The organism is Streptomyces sp. A0592 (assembly GCF_004795115.1).
In the GTDB taxonomy this organism is placed as follows: domain Bacteria; phylum Actinomycetota; class Actinomycetes; order Streptomycetales; family Streptomycetaceae; genus Streptomyces; species Streptomyces erythrochromogenes.
In genome coordinates, this window is sequence record NZ_SSBM01000021.1 from 65,888 (window position 1) to 82,899 (window position 17,012).

The following is a 17,012-nucleotide window of genomic DNA, read 5'->3' on the forward strand; positions in this document are numbered from 1 at the left end:
CGTGCGATCCATCTGGAACGGAGCGATCTCCTTCGGCCTCGTCAGCATTCCGATCAAGCTCGTGAACGCCACCGAGAGCCACTCGATCTCCTTCCGTCAGATCCACCTCGCCGACGGCGGCCGTGTCCGCTACCGCAAGGTGTGCGAGCTGGACGGCGAGGAGGTGTCGGGCGCAGAGATCGGCAAGGGGTACGAGGAGGCGGACGGGTCCGTCATCCCGATCACGGACGAGGACCTGGCGCAGCTGCCGCTGGCCACGGCGAAGACGATCGAGATCATGTCGTTCGTACCCGCCGAGGAGATCGATCCGCTGCAGATGGACGCGGCGTACTACCTGGCGGCGAACGGGGCGACGGCGGCGAAGCCGTACACGCTGCTGCGGGAGGCGCTGAAGCGGAGCCGGAAGGTCGCGATCGCCAAGTTCGCGCTGCGGGGGCGGGAGCGGCTGGGCATGCTGCGGGTCGTCGACGACGTGATCGCGATGCACGGCCTGCTGTGGCCGGACGAGATCCGAGTGCCGGAGGGGGTCGCTCCGGACGCGGACGTGACGGTGCGGGACGCCGAACTCGACCTGGCGGACGCGCTGATGGCGACGCTGGGCGAGGTGGAGCTGGCGTCGCTGCACGACGAATACCGGGATGCCGTGGAGGCGATGATCGCGGCGAAGGCGGGTGGGGCGTTCGAGCCGGCGGAGGCGACGGTGGAGCCGGCCGGCGGGCAGGTGATCGACCTGATGGCGGCGCTGGAGAAGAGCGTGCGGGCCGCGAAGGCCTCGCGGGGCGAGGGCGGGGGGCCCGGCGAAGCGGCGGCGGAGAGCGGGACGGAGGCCGAGGTCACGCCGATGCGGCGACGGGGCGGGGCGGGCCGGAGGACGACGGCTGCGCCGAAGGCCGTCGGCGGGAAGAAGTCGACGGCGGCTTCGGCGAAGAAGACCGCGGCGGCCGCGAAGACCACGTCGAAGAAGAAGTCCACCACCGCCACGTCGGGAACGACCAAGCCGACCACGGCGAAGGCGACCACGGCGAAGTCGGGAACGACCAAGTCCACGGCGAGCAGGTCGACGGCGCGCAAGTCGACTGCGAACAAGTCGGCTTCGGCGGCGAGTGCGAAGAAGGCCGGTACGGCAGCCGGGGCGAAGAAGGCCGCGACGCCGCGGAAGCGCGCCTCTGCCTGAGGGCCGCTCCCGTGGCCCAGGCCTCTCCGGCGGATCCGGGGACTCCGGGGACTCCGGCGGATCCGGGGACTCCTGCCGCTCCCGCGGCTCCGGGGAGCGGTGCTCCGCCCCGCTCCCCGCGCCTCAACCGCCGGCGGAGCCGGATCGCGGGCGGCCCGGCGGGGCCGGAGTGGGACGGGAACGGGGTGGCCGGGCCGGCGGCAGCCAGGTTCGGGTGTCGCGGGCCTGGCCGAACAGGGCTTCGACGTCAGGGGGTTTGAGGGCCGTCGGGGAGGCGGCGAGGTCCGGGGTCGCGGTCGGCGGCTGGAGGATGCGGATGTCGCGGACCGTCGGGGCCGCCTCCAGGCGGGAGGCGTCGACCACGGCCAGGGCCGGCGTGACCTTCGCGTCCAGGACCGCGGTCGCGCGGGCCGCCGCACCGCGGATCCAGCGCGGATCCGGGCGGGGTTCGGCGCGGCCGACGGTGAGCAGCAGGTCGCCGACGACCGCGCGCTGCCGCCGCCCCGGGACCGTACGCACGCAGAAGATCCCGGCGGGGCCGATGACCAGGTGGTCGATGCGGCCGAAGCCCGGGAGCGGGACGCAGTGCAGGATCCGCCAACCGTCCGGCTCCAGGGCGTCGAAGGCGTCGCCCATCCGCTGCTGAGCCGTCAGGTCCTGGCGCAGCCGGTGCCGGGACCGGGTGCCCGCGGTGCCGTGGTCCAGCTCGGCCAGCAGGGTCTCGCCGGGGCGGTTCGGAGCCAGGTCCGCGTCCGGCGGCATGGCGAGGCGGCGCATCTCGGCCGCGGTGGGGACCGGTGGCGGCCCGATGGACACCGTGCCGCTCAGGTAGGGCCGGAGCGCGACCAGGACGGCCTCGCGGTGGTCGTCCGCGAGGACGCTGATCCGGTTGGCCTGGCGGTCGTACCAGGCGACCGCCTGCCCGTCGGGCAAGTTGACGTAGAGTCGGCCGCGGCCGGGCCGTCCGCTGGGCAGTACCTTGAGTCCGCGCATTCACCCTCACCCCCGCCGTCCATGTGAGCAGCCGGGGCGCCGCACGGCAATCCCTCGGTTGTGTAACGACTCCGACGGAACCTTGCGGCTTCGCTGTTACACGAACGGGGTGTCGCCGCAACGGCAGCCGCCTAGGTTTGTCGCACCTGGAGCCACCAGACCCCGACCAGGACACCGACACACCAGCCAGAAGGACTTCCCGTGAGCACCGTCCGCCGCCGCACTCTCGTTCGCGCCGCCGCCGTGACCGCCTGTGCCGGCAGCCTGCTGGCGCTGCCCGCGGCCGCGGCTCTCGCGGAAGGGGTGCCGGCGGCCTCGTCCGCGCACTCCTCGACCCCGCAGCGGACCCTGGTCAAGAGCCTCTCGCTGGCCGACGGGGTGTCCACGGCCAAGATCTACCGGACCGCCCAGGGCGCCTACCAGGCCGACATCCTGGCCGCCGACGGAGCCAAGGCGGCCACCCTGACCAGCAGTGACGGGGTCACCGACGTCGACGTCTCCGGCGACCTGCACGCCGCCCTGGACCCCGCGGGCCGCCTGACCTCCTGGGTGGGCGACGCCCCCGCGCAGGGCGGCGGCCACGCCGCCCTGGGAGACGGGCACAAGACCGGAACCCGCAACGGGCAGATCGTCCCGGTCTCGGCCGAGCAGCGCGCCGCCGCCGGCGACACCCGCGCCCTGGAGGCCGCGTCCGCCGAGGGCCGGCGGCTGAGTACTCTGGCCGACGGGCCGGGCGACGGCATGCTGCTGCTCGCCGCGGGCGGCGGCATCGCCGCCGTGGGCGCGGCCGGGCTCGGCTTCGCCATGCTGCGCCGGGGACGCACGGACGGCTGACCGGCGTCCGCACACCCCTTCGCACGGGCGGCCCGCTCGCCCGTGCTCCGGCCACCGGAGGTCGGCCCGGGCAAAAGGGGCGCATCTCCGCATATGGTGGATTCGATCGACCGTCGTCATAACGCGCGCAGAAGGGCACGGGGGGCTGTGAACAGGGGGGCCGTGAAGAGGTTCGTTTTCGGCGGTTCCACGCGCCGCCGCACCCACACCCGCACTTCCGCCTTCGCCGCGTTGCTGCTCCTCGCCGTACTCCCGCTGCTGGCGGGCTGCGGCGACACCGGCGGGCTCGTCGGCGCCGGGGCGACCGCGACCGCGAGCGGGCCCGTGCACCTGTGGCCCGACCGCCTGGGGGCGACCGTACCGCCGGCCGATCCGGCCGGCGCCCCGCCCGAGTACGTGAAGGGGATCCCGCCCGTCCACGACGAGGACGTGCACGCGGTCGATCCGGTGGCCCTCGTCCAGGCGGAACTGCGGGCCCACCCGAAGACCGGTGTCGGGGCCGACGGGATGCCGGCCGAGACCGCAGAGGCGATCAAGGCCTGCAAGAAGGGGGCAGCGGAACCCGAGTCGTGCCCGGTACTGGCGCCGTACTACCGGGACCTCACGGGCAACGGCAAGGACGAGCTGATCATGGGCATCGAGTTCCCGGACAAGATGATGTCCGTACGGGTCTACACGGCCGACGGGGACGGGCGGCTCAACCGGATCATGGCGACCACGCAGACCGTCGTCTCGGTGGAGCTGGCGGGGCGGGACGTGGTGCTGCGGGTGCCCAGCGGGAACCGCGGCTACGAGCTGATCACCGCCTGGTCCTGGGAGGAGAAGCAGCGCACCATGCTGCCGACGCGGGAGCAGATCGTACGGGTGTCCGCGAACCCGCAGGGTCCGGAGGACCGCGGTCCCGGACCCGGTCCCGGCACCGGTGGCGGCCCGGGGCCCGGGACCGGCGCCGGACCCGGGGGCGGTCGTCCCGGTGGCGGTCCCGGACCCGGTGGCGGTCCCGGACCGGACCGGCCGTGACCGTGCGCGAGAGCCGGGGCAGGGGCAGGGGCAGGAACAAGAGCGAAAACGAGGGCGGGGGCGAGGAGCGGGCCCGGGCCGGGCAGCGGTCACGGCTGCTGCGCCTGCGGCCGCGGCTGCCCGCCTGGACGGCCACGCTGACCTGGAAGTCGGCGTGCTTCATCGCGGTGATGTGCTGCTCGCTTGCAGCCGTGCTCGGCGCGCTCGTGCACGTGGAGGTGACCCGTCAGACGGTGGCCACGGCGCGGGAGAAGGCGCTGGGCAAGCTGAGCGAGGTCACGGACCGGTACGAGGCGGGCGAGCCCCTGCCGCCCGGTTCCGGACTGGATCCGGTGGGGCTGCCCCCGGAGCTGCGGGCGCTCGCGGCGGGCGGGCACCGGGGGACGGTGGTGGCGGAGTACCGCGGCCGTCCGACGATGTGGGCGGCCGGCCCGGCGGACGGCCGGGCCCTGGCGACCGCCATCGACTACGGGCAGAGCGCCCGCACCATCAGCGGACTGGACAACGCGATCATCGGGTCGTCGGTGCTGGCGATCGGCGGGACGCTGCTCGTGGGCGCCTTCGCGGTGACGCGGGTGACGCGGCGGCTGCACCAGACAGCGACCGTGGCGCGGCGGATCACGCAGGGCGACCTCGATGCCCGGGTGGACGACCCGCGGACGAAGGACCCGTCGCGACGCCAGGACGAGGTGGCGACGGTGGCCGGGGCCCTGGACACGATGGCGGGGAGCCTGCAGTCGAAGCTGGAGAGCGAGCGGCGGTTCACGGCGGACGTGGCGCATGAGCTGCGCACACCGCTGACCGGACTGCAGGCGGCGTCGGAGCTGCTGCCGGAGGGACGGCCGACGGAGCTGGTGCGCGAACGGGTCCGGACGATGCGGCAGCTGACGGAGGACCTGCTGGAGATCTCCCGGCTGGACTCGGGCAGCGAGGCGGTGGAAACGGACCTGCACCAGCTGGGACGGCTGGCCCGGCGCGTGGTGCGGGCCTCGGGGACGGACACCGAGGTGGTCGTCCTGCGGGACGCCCACGTGGAGACGGACCGCCGCCGGCTGGAGCGGGTCCTGGGGAACCTGGTGGCCAACGCCCATCAGCACGGGCGGCAGCCGGTGGTGATGACGGTGGACGGGCAGGTGGTGACCGTACGGGACCACGGGGACGGCTTCCCGGACTACCTGCTGGCGCACGGCCCGCAGCGCTTCCGCAGCGGTGGGAAGGGGCACGGGCTGGGCCTGACCATCGCCGCGGGCCAGGCGCAGGCGATCGGCGCGACGCTGCGCTTCCGCTCCGCGGAGGGCGGCGGAGGCCTGGCGGTCCTCACCCTCCCGGGCTCCTAGGGGATACCGCGGGACACACGCACTGCCGACGCACCGCCCCGCAAGCCAACGCCGACGGCGCGCCCCCGCCCAACACCGGGCCCGACCCCGCGCAGACCTGGCTCCCGGGACCGGCGCCGGACCGGGGCCGGGGCCGGACCGGGGCCGGGGCCGCAGGGCCGGAGCCGCAGGCCGGAGGGTGGGCACGTGCGGGCGTAGGCGTCCGCCGGCTTCGCCGCGCTCGGCCGGGAGCAGGAGGCGGGCCCGCAGACCGGGCCCGAGGTCGGGACCGCAGGACTGGGCCGCAGGGCAGAACCACAGGCCGGGGCCGGGGCAGCTCGGCGATCTCGCTGAGCAGCGCCACGAAGTCGGCCGGGGCGCGGAACGCAGCCCGGGGCCGGGATTGGGGGCGTGCGGGCGTGGGCGTGCGTCGGCTTCGGCCCGGGTCGGGGCCGGGCATCGGGCGTCTGGTTGCGGGGGTCAGGCCTGGGGGCGGGGGGTCTTGGTCCAGGGCCAACGGGGGCGCGGCTTGGTGCCCGAGGGGCGGAACGCGTACTTCCAACCCTTCTGCAGGCCCAGCCGCTTCGAGTAGCCCGACGGGACGCGTTCGTACAGCAGCACCGTCGGCGGGCCGTCCGGCGTCGGGACGGGGATCTCGTACCACTTCGGCGGGTGTCCGGTCGGGCCGGTCAGGATCGGGAGGACCCGGCCGTCCATCGGGCCGCCCTCGAACGGGGTCGGTTCGCTTCTCACCCCACCAGTGTCACAGCAGGTGGGCAGCCTCGGAGACCACCGGCATCACACGCCGGGCCAGGTCCCCCACCGGGCCGTCCGCCGATTCCATGGCCAGGGCGGCCCGGGCGGCGGCCGCGGTCTCCGGATCCGTGGCGGCGGTGGCCGTCAGCAGGGCGATGAACTGGTCGAGCAGCCAGTCGCGGAGGGTGTCGACCTCGGGCTGCTTGCCCTCGTCGATCCATATGAGGGAGGCGGCCTCGACCGCCGTGATCCAGGTGCGGACCATCATGCGCAGCCGGGGTCCGGGTGTGGGGACACCCAGGTGGAGGAGGATCTGCTCGGCCGCGGAACGCCGGATGCCGTCGACGGTCGCCGTCGTGCGGGAGGTCTCCACGACGCTGCCGCCCTGGAGGAGGGCCGCGAAACCGGTGTCGTGTTCGTCGACGAACGCGAGGTAGCGGTCGAGGGCCCGGGACAGCCGCCGGGTCAGGGGGCCCTGCTGGGGTTCGGCGAAGCAGAGTTCGAGGAGGTCGGCCGCCGAGCGCAGGGCCGCCTCGTAGAGCTGCTGCTTGCCGCCGGGGAAGTAGCGGTAGACGAGCGGGCGCGAGACCCCGGCTGCCTCCGCGACATCGTCGAGCGAGACCTCCTCCGGAGCCCGGTGCGCGAACAGCGAGAGGGCCGCGTCGAGGAGTTGGGCCCGCCGCTCCTCGACGCTCAGCCTGCGGTACGCGCGTACGGTCATGACCGCAGGGTAGCCCGCGGGCGGCCGCCCGCGGTCGGCACCGGCGAAGTCCCGGCCCGATCCCTCGGCCATGTCGGCCATGTCGGCCATGTCCCGCGCCGCCCGATCCCTCCGCCAGGCCTTCTGTCAGGCCTTCTGTCCGGTCTTCCGCCGAGCCCCCGTCGAACCGTCCGTCGAGCCGCCCGTCGAACCCTGCGCCCGAGCCCGCTGCCGCGCCCGAGCCCGCGGCCGCCGCCGATCCTTCCGCCCGGGCTCCGGCGTCGGCCCTCCCCGCCGCTGCCTACGCCAGCAGCCCCGAGCTCTGCCACAGCTTCCGGCCGACGCCCCGCAGTACCCCGATGTCGTCGAGGAAGTCGGTGAGCCGCTTGGCCCCGGTCTGCATGACCTCGCGGCGGTGGCCGCTGGCCCGGACCTGGGCGACCGCTTCGCGGCGGTCCAGTCCGACGTTGTCGTAGACGGCCGGGTTCACGAAGGCGAGGGAGAAGACGCGCGCGGCCTCGCCACAGCTGATCCGGGTCAGCTCCTGCTCCCAGCGCGGGGCCGTCAGCATCTGGCGGCGCAGTTCCTCACGCGCGTACCGGACGTGCCGGGCCTCCTCGATGACGTGGATCCGGGTGACGCCGCGGACCAGCGGCTGGATGCGCTCGTCCGGGAAGGTCAGGCGCTGCATCCAGTCGAGGATCTCCTCGCCGAGCAGGGTGCAGGCGAAGGAACCGGGGGTGGTGGAGACGGTCTTCAGGATCCGCGCGAGGTTGTGGTTGAGGCGGGACACCGGGTACGCGGGGCTGCCGCTCTTCTGGATCATGCGGGCGAACATCATCGAGTGGCGGCACTCGTCGGCGATCTCGGTGAGCGCGTAGCGCACGTGCTTGCTGGTCAGCGACTTGTCGTAGATGTGGCGGACCATCAGCTGCATGAGGATGATCTCGAACCAGATGCCGAGCGAGCCGAGCGCGGCCGCCTCGTGGCGGGAGAGGTCGATGCGCTGCTCCTCGCCCATCGTCTTCCAGAGCGGGGTGTCGTAGAGGGAGAGCAGCTCGGGCGGCCAGTAGTACTTCCCCTCGATCATGGGTGCGTCCCAGTCGAGTTCCTTGTCGGGGTCGAAGGAGTGCTTGGCCGAGGATTCGAGCAGGCGCTCGGCTATCTGCTCCCGGTCCTTGAGGAGGCCGAGGGCGTCCCTGAGCGCGGCTCGTTCGGTCACGGTCGTCATGGCTTCGGACACCTCGTCGTCGAGTTACCGGCGGTCACTGCTTATGAGACTGCTTGTCAGCAAGGTCGTCAATCCCCCGCGCACGACTTGTTGACCCCGCGTCTACCAACGTGTGACTCTGCCAACTGTCCGGTCCTGCACCGCAGTACGTGAGACGAGGGGGCGTCAGTGTCGACGCACGAGCTCTACACCGAGGACCCGGGCGAGGCCGTCTGGCAGATCCCCGCCTCCGGCTCCGCCCGCTTCAGCTGGGAATACGACGACGGCCGCGAACGGCTCCTCGCCCTCTACCAGAAGGGCAAGGACAAGCAGTGGGACGGCGCCAAGCGCATCGACTGGGACATCGAGGTGGACCCGTACGATCCGCTGGGCACCCCCGACGAGGCCCTGCCGCTGTACGGGACGCGGCACTGGGCCAAGCTCACCGAGAAGGACCGGGGCGAGCTGCGGCGGCACTACACCGCCTGGAACTTCAGCCAGTTCCTCCACGGCGAGCAGGGCGCGATGGTGTGCGCGGCGCGCATCGTCGAATCCGTTCCGGACCTCGACGCGAAGTTCTACTCGGCCACGCAGACCATGGACGAGGCCCGGCACGCCGAGATCTTCGGGCGCTTCCTGCACGAGAAGGTCGGGATGCTGTACCCGGTCAACGACAGCCTCCAGGGGCTGCTCGGCGACACCCTGCGCGACTCCCGCTGGGACATGCCGTACCTGGGCATGCAGGTGCTCATCGAGGGACTGGCGCTGGCTTCCTTCGGGATGATCCGGGACACGACCACCAAGCCGCTGCCCAAGCAGCTGCTGGCGTACGTGATGCAGGACGAGGCCCGGCACGTGGCCTTCGGGCGGATGGCGCTGCGCGACTACTACCGGCAGCTGACGGACGCGGAGCGGCGCGAGCGCGAGGAGTTCGTGATCGAGGGCTGCTACCTGATGCGGGACCGGCTGCTCGGCGTGGAGGTGCTGGAGAACTTCGGCATCCCGGCGAAGGAGGCGGAGCTGCTCAGCGAGCAGTCCGAGTTCCTGCACCTGTTCCGCAAGCTGCTGTTCAGCCGGATCGTGCCGTGCGTGAAGGACATCGGGCTGTGGGGCGAGCGGCTCCAGCGGGCGTACGTGGACCTGGGCGTCTTCCACATGGGCGACTCCAACCTCGACCTGCTGATGAGCCAGGACGAGGAGATCGCCGAGGCCCTCGACCGCGAGCGCTTCGCGGCCGAGGAGTCGGAGCGGGTGGCGGAGGTCGAGGCCGCCATCCGGGAGGGCACTGACGCTCCCCGCTGAATCCGCCTCCGCCCGGCGGCCCGGCCCATCGGCCGCCCGGCCCAGCCGCCCGCCCGGCCGGCCGTCAGCCAGTCCGTCCGTCCGTCGGTCCGTCCGTCCGTCCGGGACGGCCTAGTCCGAGGGCTTCGCGCGCAGCGCGGCTTCCATCACCGCCCGCGCGATGGGGGCCGCGGCGCCGTTGCCGCTGATGTCGCCCCGGTTCGCCGACGCGTCCTCCACCACCACCGCGACGGCGACCGCCGACAGGGCCGCGCCCTCGGTGCGGGCCCAGGAGATGAACCAGGCGTACGGGGTCCCCGCGTTGCCCACACCGTGCTGGGCGGTGCCGGTCTTGCCGCCGACCACCGCGCCCGGGATCGCCGCGTTCTTGCCGGTGCCGTTCTCCACCACCTTCACCATCAGCTCCTGCATCCGCAGCGCGGTGGCCGGGTTCATCGCCCGCCCGAGGCTGCGCCGGTCGCCGCGCCGGACCGGGGAACCGTCGTCCTGGGTCGTGCGTTCCACCAGGTACGGGGAGGCGAGCTCGCCGCCGTTCGCGACGGCCGCGGCCACCATCGCCATCTGGAGCGGTGTCGCCGTGGTGTTGAACTGCCCGATCGAGGAGAGGGCCAGCTGGTCCAGGCTCATGTCGGTGTCGAAGTTCGACCGGGACACCCACGAGGGCACCCGCAGCCCCTCCGTGTTGAAGCCGAAGCGGCGCGCCGCGTCCACCATGCCGCGGAGCCCGACCTGCACCCCGATCTTCGCCATCACCGTGTTGCACGACCACTGCACGGCCTCGGCCATGGAGGCGTCCTCGCAGCCCGTGGCCGCGTTCGGCAGCAGGGTGCTGGTCCCGGGCAGCGGGTAAGGGTCCGGGGTGCGCGTGGGGGCGTCCACATCCGTGACCACGCCCGCGTCGAGGGCCGCCGCCGCCGTCACGATCTTGAAGGTGGAGCCGGGCGGGTACGTCTCGCGCAGTGCCCGGTTGAGCATCGGCCTGGCGGGGTCCTCGTTCAGCGCCGTCCAGGCCGCCTTCGCCCTCGTACCCGTCCCCGAGAGCACGGAGGGGTCGTACGAGGGGCTGCTGACCAGCGCGAGGATCCTCCCGGTGGCCGGTTCGAGGGCGGCCACCGCCCCGCGCTTGCCGCCGAGTCCGGCGTACGCGGCCCGCTGCACGGCGGCGCGGACCGTGGTGGCGGCGTTGCCGCCGGCCGGGCGGCCGCGAGCCAGGTCGTACCAGAGCGGGAACACCGACAGTCCGGGGTCCGTGCCCGACAGGACGGCGTCCTCGGCGCGCTCGACGAAGCTGGTCCCGTAGGTCTGGGAGGAGAAACCGGTGACCGGGGCGTAGAGCGGGCCGTGGGTGTAGGTCCGCTCGTAGCGCAGCAGTTGGCCGCTGTCGCGGGAGCCAGTGACGGGTCGTCCGTCGACGAGGATGTCCCCGCGCGGCTCGGCGTATCGCTCGATGGCGGTGCGCTTGTTGGCCGGATTCGCGCCGTACGCCGCGGACTCCCAGACCTGTACGCGGGCGATGTTGACCAGCAGGGCGAGGAGCAGCAGCGCGCAGAAGTACGCGCACCAGCGGATGTAGCGGATCACTCGGCCGCCTCCTGCGCGGGACGGGGTCTGCGCGCGCAGTCGCTGAGCCGGACCAGGAGGGCGACGATGATCCAGTTGGTGACGACGGAGGAGCCGCCCTGGGCCAGGAAGGGCATGGCCATGCCGGTGAGCGGGATCAGCCCCGTCACGCCGCCCGCGATGACGAACACCTGGAGCGCGATGATCGAGGCGAGGCCGGTGGCGAGCAGCCGGCCGAAGGGGTCGCGCAGGGCGAGGCCGGCGCGGAAACCGCGGGCGACGAGGAGCCCGTAGAGCAGCAGGATCGCGGTGAGTCCGACGAGTCCGAGCTCCTCGCCGGCGGTGGCGAGGATGAAGTCCGACTTGGCGGCGAACCCGATGAGGAAGGACTGGCCGTGGCCGAGGCCGGATCCGAGGAGGCCGCCGGCGCCGAAGGCGAAGAGGGACTGGGCGAGCTGGCCGGGGCCCTCACCGCGCTCGATGGAGGCAAAAGGATTCAGCCAGTCGTCCACGCGGCTGTTCACGTGCGGTTCGAAGGTCCCCACGGCGTACGCGCCGAGGGCGGCGAGCAGTAGTCCGATCGCGATCCAGCCGATCCGCCCGGTGGCGGTGAACAGCATGATCACGAAGAGGCCGAAGAACAGCAGCGAGGTGCCGAGGTCCCGTTCCAGGACCAGCAGGCCGACGCTGAGCAGCCAGATCGCGAGGATCGGACCGAGGACGCGGCCGGGCAGGAGGCGCAGCTTCCAGAAGAGCCGGCGGCCGGTCAGGGCCAGGGCCGTGCGGTTGGCGGCGAGGTAGGCGGCGAAGAACACGGCGAGCAGGATCTTGGCGAACTCCCCCGGCTGGAAGGACAGTCCGGCGAACCGGATCCAGATGTGCGCGCCGTTGACCGCCGGGAAGAAGACGGGTACCAGCATCAGCACCAGGGCGGTGGCGACGGACAGGTACGCGTAGCGCTGGAGCACGCGGTGGTCGCGGAGCAGCGTGACGACGAGGACGAAGAGCACCACGCCGAGGGCGGACCACAGGAGCTGGTCGTCGGCGGTGGGGTGGCCGGGGGTGGTCGCGTCGAGGCGCTGGATGAGGACCAGGCCGAGTCCGTTGAGCAGCACGGCGATGGGGAGCACGAGGGGGTCGGCGTACGGGGCCCGGAGCCGGACGGCGAGGTGCGCGAGCAGCGCGGCCGCGGCGAGGCCGATGGCGTAGCGGTCGGCGGGGTCGGGGATGCGGCCGGTGGTCGCCAGGCCGACGTGGAGGTGACCGAGTACGGAGATCAGGACGGCGCCCGCGAGGAGCGCCAGCTCGACCCCCCTGCGTTTGGGCGCGCCGGCTTGGGGTGGCGGGGGCGGGGAGGGCTCCGCCACCTTCGCCGTCAGAGCGGTCATACCCCGAAACGTAGCAAGCTGACGGATGGTATGTCCGCTTATGTCATAGTGTGCCGAAGAGTCGTCACAAACGGTCGAAAGTGTCGAAAGTGAGGAGCCGAGGCGCATGGGGCCTGTGGAATTCATCGTCCTCGCCTTCCCGGAGGAGCAGCTGCGGGTACCGGCCGTCGAAGCCGTGATGGGGCTGCGCAAGACGGGGGTGGTCCGGCTGATCGACGGGCTCGTCGCGACGAAGACGGCGTCGGGCGAGGTCCTCGCGGCCGAGTTCGACGAGTTCGTGGAACTGCACGGCCTGCTGACGGGGCGGGACGCGGCCCGGCTGATCGGACCGGAGGACGTGCACGAGGCGGCGGACCTGCTGGAACGCGGCAGCTGCGCGCTGCTGCTGGTCGTCGAGCACGTCTGGGCCGAGGACGCGGCGATCGCCGTACGGGCGGCGGGCGGGCGGATCGTGGGCTCGGTCCGCATCCCGCCGGACCGGGTCCCGGCGGACCCCCGGGCAGGGGTGGCCTGATGTTCATCCGCCCGATGGGAGTGACGGTCCGCGCCGCGAACCGCCCGGCCGGATCCCCCCTGCTGCGGGGGCTGCTGGCACGGGCGTCGGGCGCGGCGCAGGAGACGGCGGGCGCGGTGCGCCCGGAGGAGCCCCCGCACCGGGGCCTGCTCGCCCGGGGCGTCCGGGCGGCGGAGCCGGAACTCGTGGAGGAGGAACCGGAGCCGGAACCGGAACCGAACCCGCTGGACGAGCCCGATCCGGAATCGGAACCCGAGCCGGAACCGGAACCGGAGCCGGATACCGACTACGAACCGGAGCCCGAACCGGAACCGGAACCGATGGACGGGGTGTACTGGGACACCCACCCGGAGCCCGGCCCGGCGGCCCCCGTCGGCCTTGCCGCGGAACTGCGCCAACTGGCCGACCTGGCCCGCGAGGGCCTGCTGACCCCTCAGGAGTTCACGACGGCGAAGGCCCGGCTGCTGAACGACTGACAGCCGCACGACGCCCCGCGGCCGCGGCAGCGACACCGGCCAGCCCGAAGCCCAGCACGGCCGGGTTGACGTACCCCGAGACAGAACCGGAGTCGTAGCCCCCGCCGCCCGTGGTCTCGCAGACGAAGCCGAGCGGAACGTAGCTCACCGTGTAGTCGACGACCTGCGCCACCCGCTCCCCCGCGGCGGCCGTCCGACAGGGCGGCAGCGGCGACGACCATGCCCCGCCGTCCTCCGCGTCCAGCACCGCACCGGCCACGTGGAGCAGCCCCCAGGTGTAGAAGCCGGCTGCGCAGGCACCCAGCAGACCGGCGAGGGCCGTGAGCCACCCGCGCCGGCCGGACCGGATGAGGGCGGCGAGCCCGGAGCCGAGGAGGGCCGGGGTCGCGAGCAGCCCGGCCGGGATGAGCAGCAGGAGGAGGAGCGCCATCGGACGAGTCCATCAGCCCTGCTGCACGCCGGCCGTGATGGAACCCACACTTCCGGCAACGGGACCGTCACAGCGGGGACGGGTCACCCCTGGGGCGCGGCGAAGGTCTCGACGGGACCGAACTCACTGAAGTCGATCTTGTTGGCGGCCTGCAGGCCGCGCAACTCCATGCGCTGCTCGAAGCGGACCGTCCGGCCCTGGCTGTCGATCCACTGGTCGATGTCGAAGCCGGTGACTCCCTTGGCCTTCATCGAACGGTGGGTGCGCGGGTCGATCGCGGCCACCTGGTCGAGGTCGAGGTGCCCGGCGAGGTGGTACGTGGGGACCCCGCCCCGGTTCTCCATGCCCTTCTTGGCGGACGGGCCGGCGGCGAGGAGCAGCTTGGCGTAGCCGGCGTAGTTCGCCTCGTTGTCCGGGGAGCGCGGCGCCTTCGCCCAGCCGCTGCCCTCCTGGGCGCGGTTGCGGACGTAGGCGGCGTCCGCGGTGGTGACGGTCTCCATCCACAGGCCGGTGGAACGGATCTCGGACCGGCCGGTGAACACGGTGCCGAGGTTGGATCGGCCGGTCATGGTCGACATCTCACGCCCGGCGGCCTCGGTGACGCCCTTCAGGGAGGCCGCGTACGGCGTCTTCTCGGCCTCGGCGAGAGCCTGCTCGGGTTCGAACGCACCGGCGACGGGCGCGGCGGAGGCGGGTGCGGAGGCGGAGGACGCGGGCGCCGGGGCGCCCGCCCCACTCGAGCCGCTCTTGCAGCCCGACAGTACGGAGAGGCAGACCGCGACAACGACGGCGGTGGCGGTGGCGGAAACGGTGGTGCGACGTGCAGAGAAGGTCATCATCGCCAGGCAGCATCGCACGAATCCCGAACGGCAACCGAACGGATTTCCGAGGGCGAACCGGGGCGCGGGCGGGAGCCGCGGGGAGCGGGGCGGCGACGGGAGCCGCGGGGCGGCGACGCGGGAGCAGGGCGGTGACGCGGGGCGGGGATGTAGGAGCAGGGCGGTGACGCGGGGCGGGGGTGTGGGAGCAGAGCGGTGACGCGGGGCGGGGGTGTGGGAGCAGAGCGGGGACGCGGGGCGGGGGTGTGGGCGGGAGCCGCGGGGACGCGGGGCGGGGGTGTGGGAGCAGAGCGGGGATGTGGGGCGGTGACGCGGGAGCAGGGCGGTGACGCGGGGCCGGGGTGTGGGGGCAGGGCGGGGATGTGGGAGCAGGGCGGTGACGCGGGGCGGGGGTGTGGGAGCAGAGCGGGGACGCGGGGCGGGGGTGTGGGCGGGAGCCGCGGGGCGGGGCGCGGAGCGGGCCCGGGAGCAGAGCGGGAGCCCGGGAGCGGTGTTTCGGTGGGGCGGCATCAGAGTTGTGCTGGGGGTTTCCCGTCCGTCCTATCGTCTTCCGGTTCGTGCCGGTCCCTCAAGGGCGCTCGTTCCTCGCGTCGCTTCGCGATGTCGCTGCGCTCCACCCTTGACCGCCCGTCCCGCCCCGGAAAATCGAGGACAGCCGGGAAGCCCCCAGAAGAACGGGCCGGGGGAGAAGACACCATCGGGGCGTCGGAGAGGCCCGGGCAGAGCCCGCGCGCTCCAGATCGCTACGCGGTCCTGCCGGACGGCGTCCGCAGGCCTCTGTGGCTGGGCATAAGCCGCCATCGATCGCTACACGCGTCTCCGAGACGGCGTCTGCAGGCCTCTTGGGCTGGACATAAGCTGCCATCGATCGTCACGTGCTTCTCCGAGACGGCGTCCGCCCCTTGTTCGGGGCTGGGAAGGGCGGATTCGAGGGACGGGAGGGCCCGTCCATCGGCCCAGCCGATGCCAACCCCCATCAAGACCAAGGCAAGGTCACAACCGCACGCCCAAACAAGGGCAATTGGTGCAAATGGAAGCCCCTTTGGGGTCCCTGCCCGCCCAGACCTGGATGGGCATCGCCTCAGCCGTCATCTGACGCCTTTCCTCCCCCCCAAAAAAACTGCCCGCAGACGCCGTCCGAGGCGGGCGCATCAGAGCGTCTGCGGCTTATGACCAGCCCCAGACGGTCTGCAGTCGCGCGATCGAGAAGCACGTACCGATCTGAGGCGGCTTACTGAGGTTTTTGGCGTCATGTCGTCAGGGTCTGAGTCCGGTCGCGGCGAGGCAGCCGTCGATGATGTGGCTGCGGTATTGGATCTTCTTGAGGCCGGTTCTGAGGGATCGGACGAGGTCTTCAGGGGTGGTGAAGGCTGTGTTGGCGTGAGCGGTGCGCCGGAGTGCTGACCAGATGCCCTCGACGGGGTTGAGTTCGGGTGTGTAGGCGGGCAGGTGGTAGACGGTGAGCCAGTCGGTGGCCTCGATGAAGTCGCGCATGCCTTTGGTTCGGTGGGTGTTGAGGTTGTCCCAGATCAGGATGATGGGGGCACCGAGCCGGCCGTGGGCGTAAACCAGGAGCCAGCGGAAGTCTCTCCAGTCGTAGCTGCGGCGCTCGCCCTTGGCGGGTCGCCGGCTATGGACGTGGAGCTTGTAGAACAGCCGCGAGCGTGCGCCTGGTTTGTAGCAGCACATCCCGGCGAGGGTGACGCGGCAGCGGGTCCAGCCACGCATCTGGACCGTGGGTGTGCGGGCGCGAGGGGCCCACGTTCCGCGGGAAGGCGGCGTCATCGAGAAGCCTGCCTCGTCCTCGAAGACGATCCAGGCCCCGAGCGCCGCCGCAGTCATTCCACGTGCGGCCACACGTCTTTCACCCATCCGGCGACCGCCGTGTCGTCCCGTTCCAGAGCGCGTCTGGCCGGGATCTGCCGACTCCAGCCGTTGCGTCGCATCGTCTGGTAGACCGCCGCGATGCTCAGGACCTTGTGGAGACGGCGGCCGATGACCTTCTGGATCCTGGCCAGCGTCCAGGTCTGGTCCGTCCAGCCATGGGCGACCGGCCCTTTGAGCAGCTCGGCCTCCAGCACCTTGAACTGTCGGGGGCTGATCTGCGGCCGGCACATCGGCCCTTTTGAACGGAGGGCTCTTCGGCCGCCGTCGCGCCAGGCCTTGCGCCAGCGCTGCACCGACCGCTCGCTGACCCGTAATCGCTTCGCGACTACAGCACTGGACACACCTTCGGCGAAAAGATCAGCCGCCTCCAAACGAAGGCCCTCCCGGAACGTCTGACGTTCCAACGTCAGGCCCCCACCCTGGGCATACCTCATACAACCGGCATACCGCGACGATCAGCGACTGTCAGCCCCCGACACCACGTCGAAATCCTCAGTATGTCCAGCCACAGAGGCCTGCGGACGCCGTCGGGCGGGACCGTGTAGCGATCTGAGGCGTCCCCCGACCACCCCGCGCCTCGCTGATGTGCCCGTCCCTCTATCTCTCCCCCGGC

General features: G+C 72.5%; 17 protein-coding genes. 7 read left to right on the forward strand and 10 right to left on the reverse strand.

Annotated elements, in window-relative coordinates; translation table 11 throughout:
• The first annotated feature begins 1 nt into the window (after window position 1).
• A complete protein-coding gene (locus tag E6U81_RS26285) occupies window positions 2-1,174 on the forward strand; it encodes a Ku protein (protein WP_136232556.1) in 1,173 nt (390 codons plus the stop codon).
• A gap of 123 nt (window positions 1,175-1,297) precedes the next feature.
• Here the strand turns inward: E6U81_RS26285 and E6U81_RS26290 are convergent, their stop codons facing one another.
• A complete protein-coding gene (locus E6U81_RS26290; protein ID WP_136232557.1) occupies window positions 1,298-2,167 on the reverse strand; it encodes a nuclease-related domain-containing protein in 870 nt (289 codons plus the stop codon).
• 201 nt (window positions 2,168-2,368) lie between these two features.
• Here E6U81_RS26290 and E6U81_RS26295 point away from each other — a divergent pair, with 201 nt between their 5' ends.
• The 3 genes from E6U81_RS26295 (at window position 2,369) to E6U81_RS26305 (ending at window position 5,358) form a co-directional block, all read left to right on the forward strand.
• Window positions 2,369-3,001, forward strand: coding sequence for a hypothetical protein (locus E6U81_RS26295; RefSeq protein ID WP_136232558.1), 633 nt, complete (start codon window positions 2,369-2,371; stop codon window positions 2,999-3,001).
• Window positions 3,002-3,163: 162 nt separating this feature from the next.
• The gene (locus E6U81_RS26300; RefSeq protein ID WP_206310016.1) at window positions 3,164-4,021 is read left to right on the forward strand and encodes a hypothetical protein; all 858 of its coding nucleotides are present in this window, start codon (window positions 3,164-3,166) and stop codon (window positions 4,019-4,021) included.
• Between the two features lie 104 nt (window positions 4,022-4,125).
• Window positions 4,126-5,358, forward strand: coding sequence for a HAMP domain-containing sensor histidine kinase (locus E6U81_RS26305; protein ID WP_136232596.1), 1,233 nt, complete (start codon window positions 4,126-4,128; stop codon window positions 5,356-5,358).
• A 459-nt stretch (window positions 5,359-5,817) separates the two neighbouring features.
• On the opposite strand, the gene E6U81_RS26310 is transcribed toward E6U81_RS26305, so the two are convergent.
• From E6U81_RS26310 to E6U81_RS26320, 3 genes are all read right to left on the reverse strand, one after another.
• Entirely contained in the window at window positions 5,818-6,090 is a 273-nt protein-coding gene (locus tag E6U81_RS26310) for a hypothetical protein (RefSeq protein WP_030854019.1), read from the reverse strand.
• Window positions 6,091-6,100: 10 nt separating this feature from the next.
• A complete protein-coding gene (locus E6U81_RS26315) occupies window positions 6,101-6,814 on the reverse strand; it encodes a TetR/AcrR family transcriptional regulator (protein ID WP_031148208.1) in 714 nt (237 codons plus the stop codon).
• Between the two features lie 280 nt (window positions 6,815-7,094).
• Complete coding sequence (locus tag E6U81_RS26320) at window positions 7,095-8,024, reverse strand: diiron oxygenase (RefSeq protein WP_136232559.1); 930 nt, start codon at window positions 8,022-8,024, stop codon at window positions 7,095-7,097.
• Between the two features lie 168 nt (window positions 8,025-8,192).
• Here E6U81_RS26320 and E6U81_RS26325 point away from each other — a divergent pair, with 168 nt between their 5' ends.
• Window positions 8,193-9,305: a ferritin-like domain-containing protein gene (locus E6U81_RS26325; RefSeq protein ID WP_136232560.1), complete on the forward strand. Its 1,113-nt coding sequence runs from the start codon at window positions 8,193-8,195 to the stop codon at window positions 9,303-9,305.
• Between the two features lie 111 nt (window positions 9,306-9,416).
• Here E6U81_RS26325 and E6U81_RS26330 read toward each other — a convergent pair whose 3' ends face one another.
• Window positions 9,417-10,886, reverse strand: a complete 1,470-nt coding sequence (locus E6U81_RS26330) for a penicillin-binding transpeptidase domain-containing protein (protein WP_136232561.1) — start codon at window positions 10,884-10,886, stop codon at window positions 9,417-9,419.
• The gene (locus E6U81_RS26335) at window positions 10,883-12,253 is read right to left on the reverse strand and encodes an FtsW/RodA/SpoVE family cell cycle protein (RefSeq protein WP_136232562.1); all 1,371 of its coding nucleotides are present in this window, start codon (window positions 12,251-12,253) and stop codon (window positions 10,883-10,885) included. The genes E6U81_RS26330 and E6U81_RS26335 overlap by 4 nt, the downstream gene beginning before the upstream one ends.
• A gap of 106 nt (window positions 12,254-12,359) precedes the next feature.
• Here E6U81_RS26335 and E6U81_RS26340 point away from each other — a divergent pair, with 106 nt between their 5' ends.
• The gene (locus tag E6U81_RS26340; protein ID WP_037631829.1) at window positions 12,360-12,767 is read left to right on the forward strand and encodes a DUF6325 family protein; all 408 of its coding nucleotides are present in this window, start codon (window positions 12,360-12,362) and stop codon (window positions 12,765-12,767) included.
• Complete coding sequence (locus E6U81_RS26345) at window positions 12,767-13,243, forward strand: SHOCT domain-containing protein (protein ID WP_136232563.1); 477 nt, start codon at window positions 12,767-12,769, stop codon at window positions 13,241-13,243. The genes E6U81_RS26340 and E6U81_RS26345 overlap by 1 nt, the downstream gene beginning before the upstream one ends.
• Here E6U81_RS26345 and E6U81_RS26350 read toward each other — a convergent pair.
• From E6U81_RS26350 to E6U81_RS26365, 4 genes are all read right to left on the reverse strand, one after another.
• Entirely contained in the window at window positions 13,209-13,673 is a 465-nt protein-coding gene (locus E6U81_RS26350; RefSeq protein ID WP_136232564.1) for a hypothetical protein, read from the reverse strand. The two genes, E6U81_RS26345 and E6U81_RS26350, sit on opposite strands and share 35 nt — an antisense overlap.
• Before the next feature lie 83 nt (window positions 13,674-13,756).
• A complete protein-coding gene (locus E6U81_RS26355; RefSeq protein ID WP_136232565.1) occupies window positions 13,757-14,512 on the reverse strand; it encodes an LppX_LprAFG lipoprotein in 756 nt (251 codons plus the stop codon).
• Window positions 14,513-15,769: 1,257 nt separating this feature from the next.
• On the reverse strand, window positions 15,770-16,297 hold the full coding sequence (locus tag E6U81_RS26360) for a transposase (RefSeq protein WP_240804030.1): 528 nt from the start codon (window positions 16,295-16,297) through the stop codon (window positions 15,770-15,772).
• A gap of 53 nt (window positions 16,298-16,350) precedes the next feature.
• A complete protein-coding gene (locus tag E6U81_RS26365; protein ID WP_136232566.1) occupies window positions 16,351-16,833 on the reverse strand; it encodes a winged helix-turn-helix domain-containing protein in 483 nt (160 codons plus the stop codon).
• Window positions 16,834-17,012: the final 179 nt, after the last annotated feature.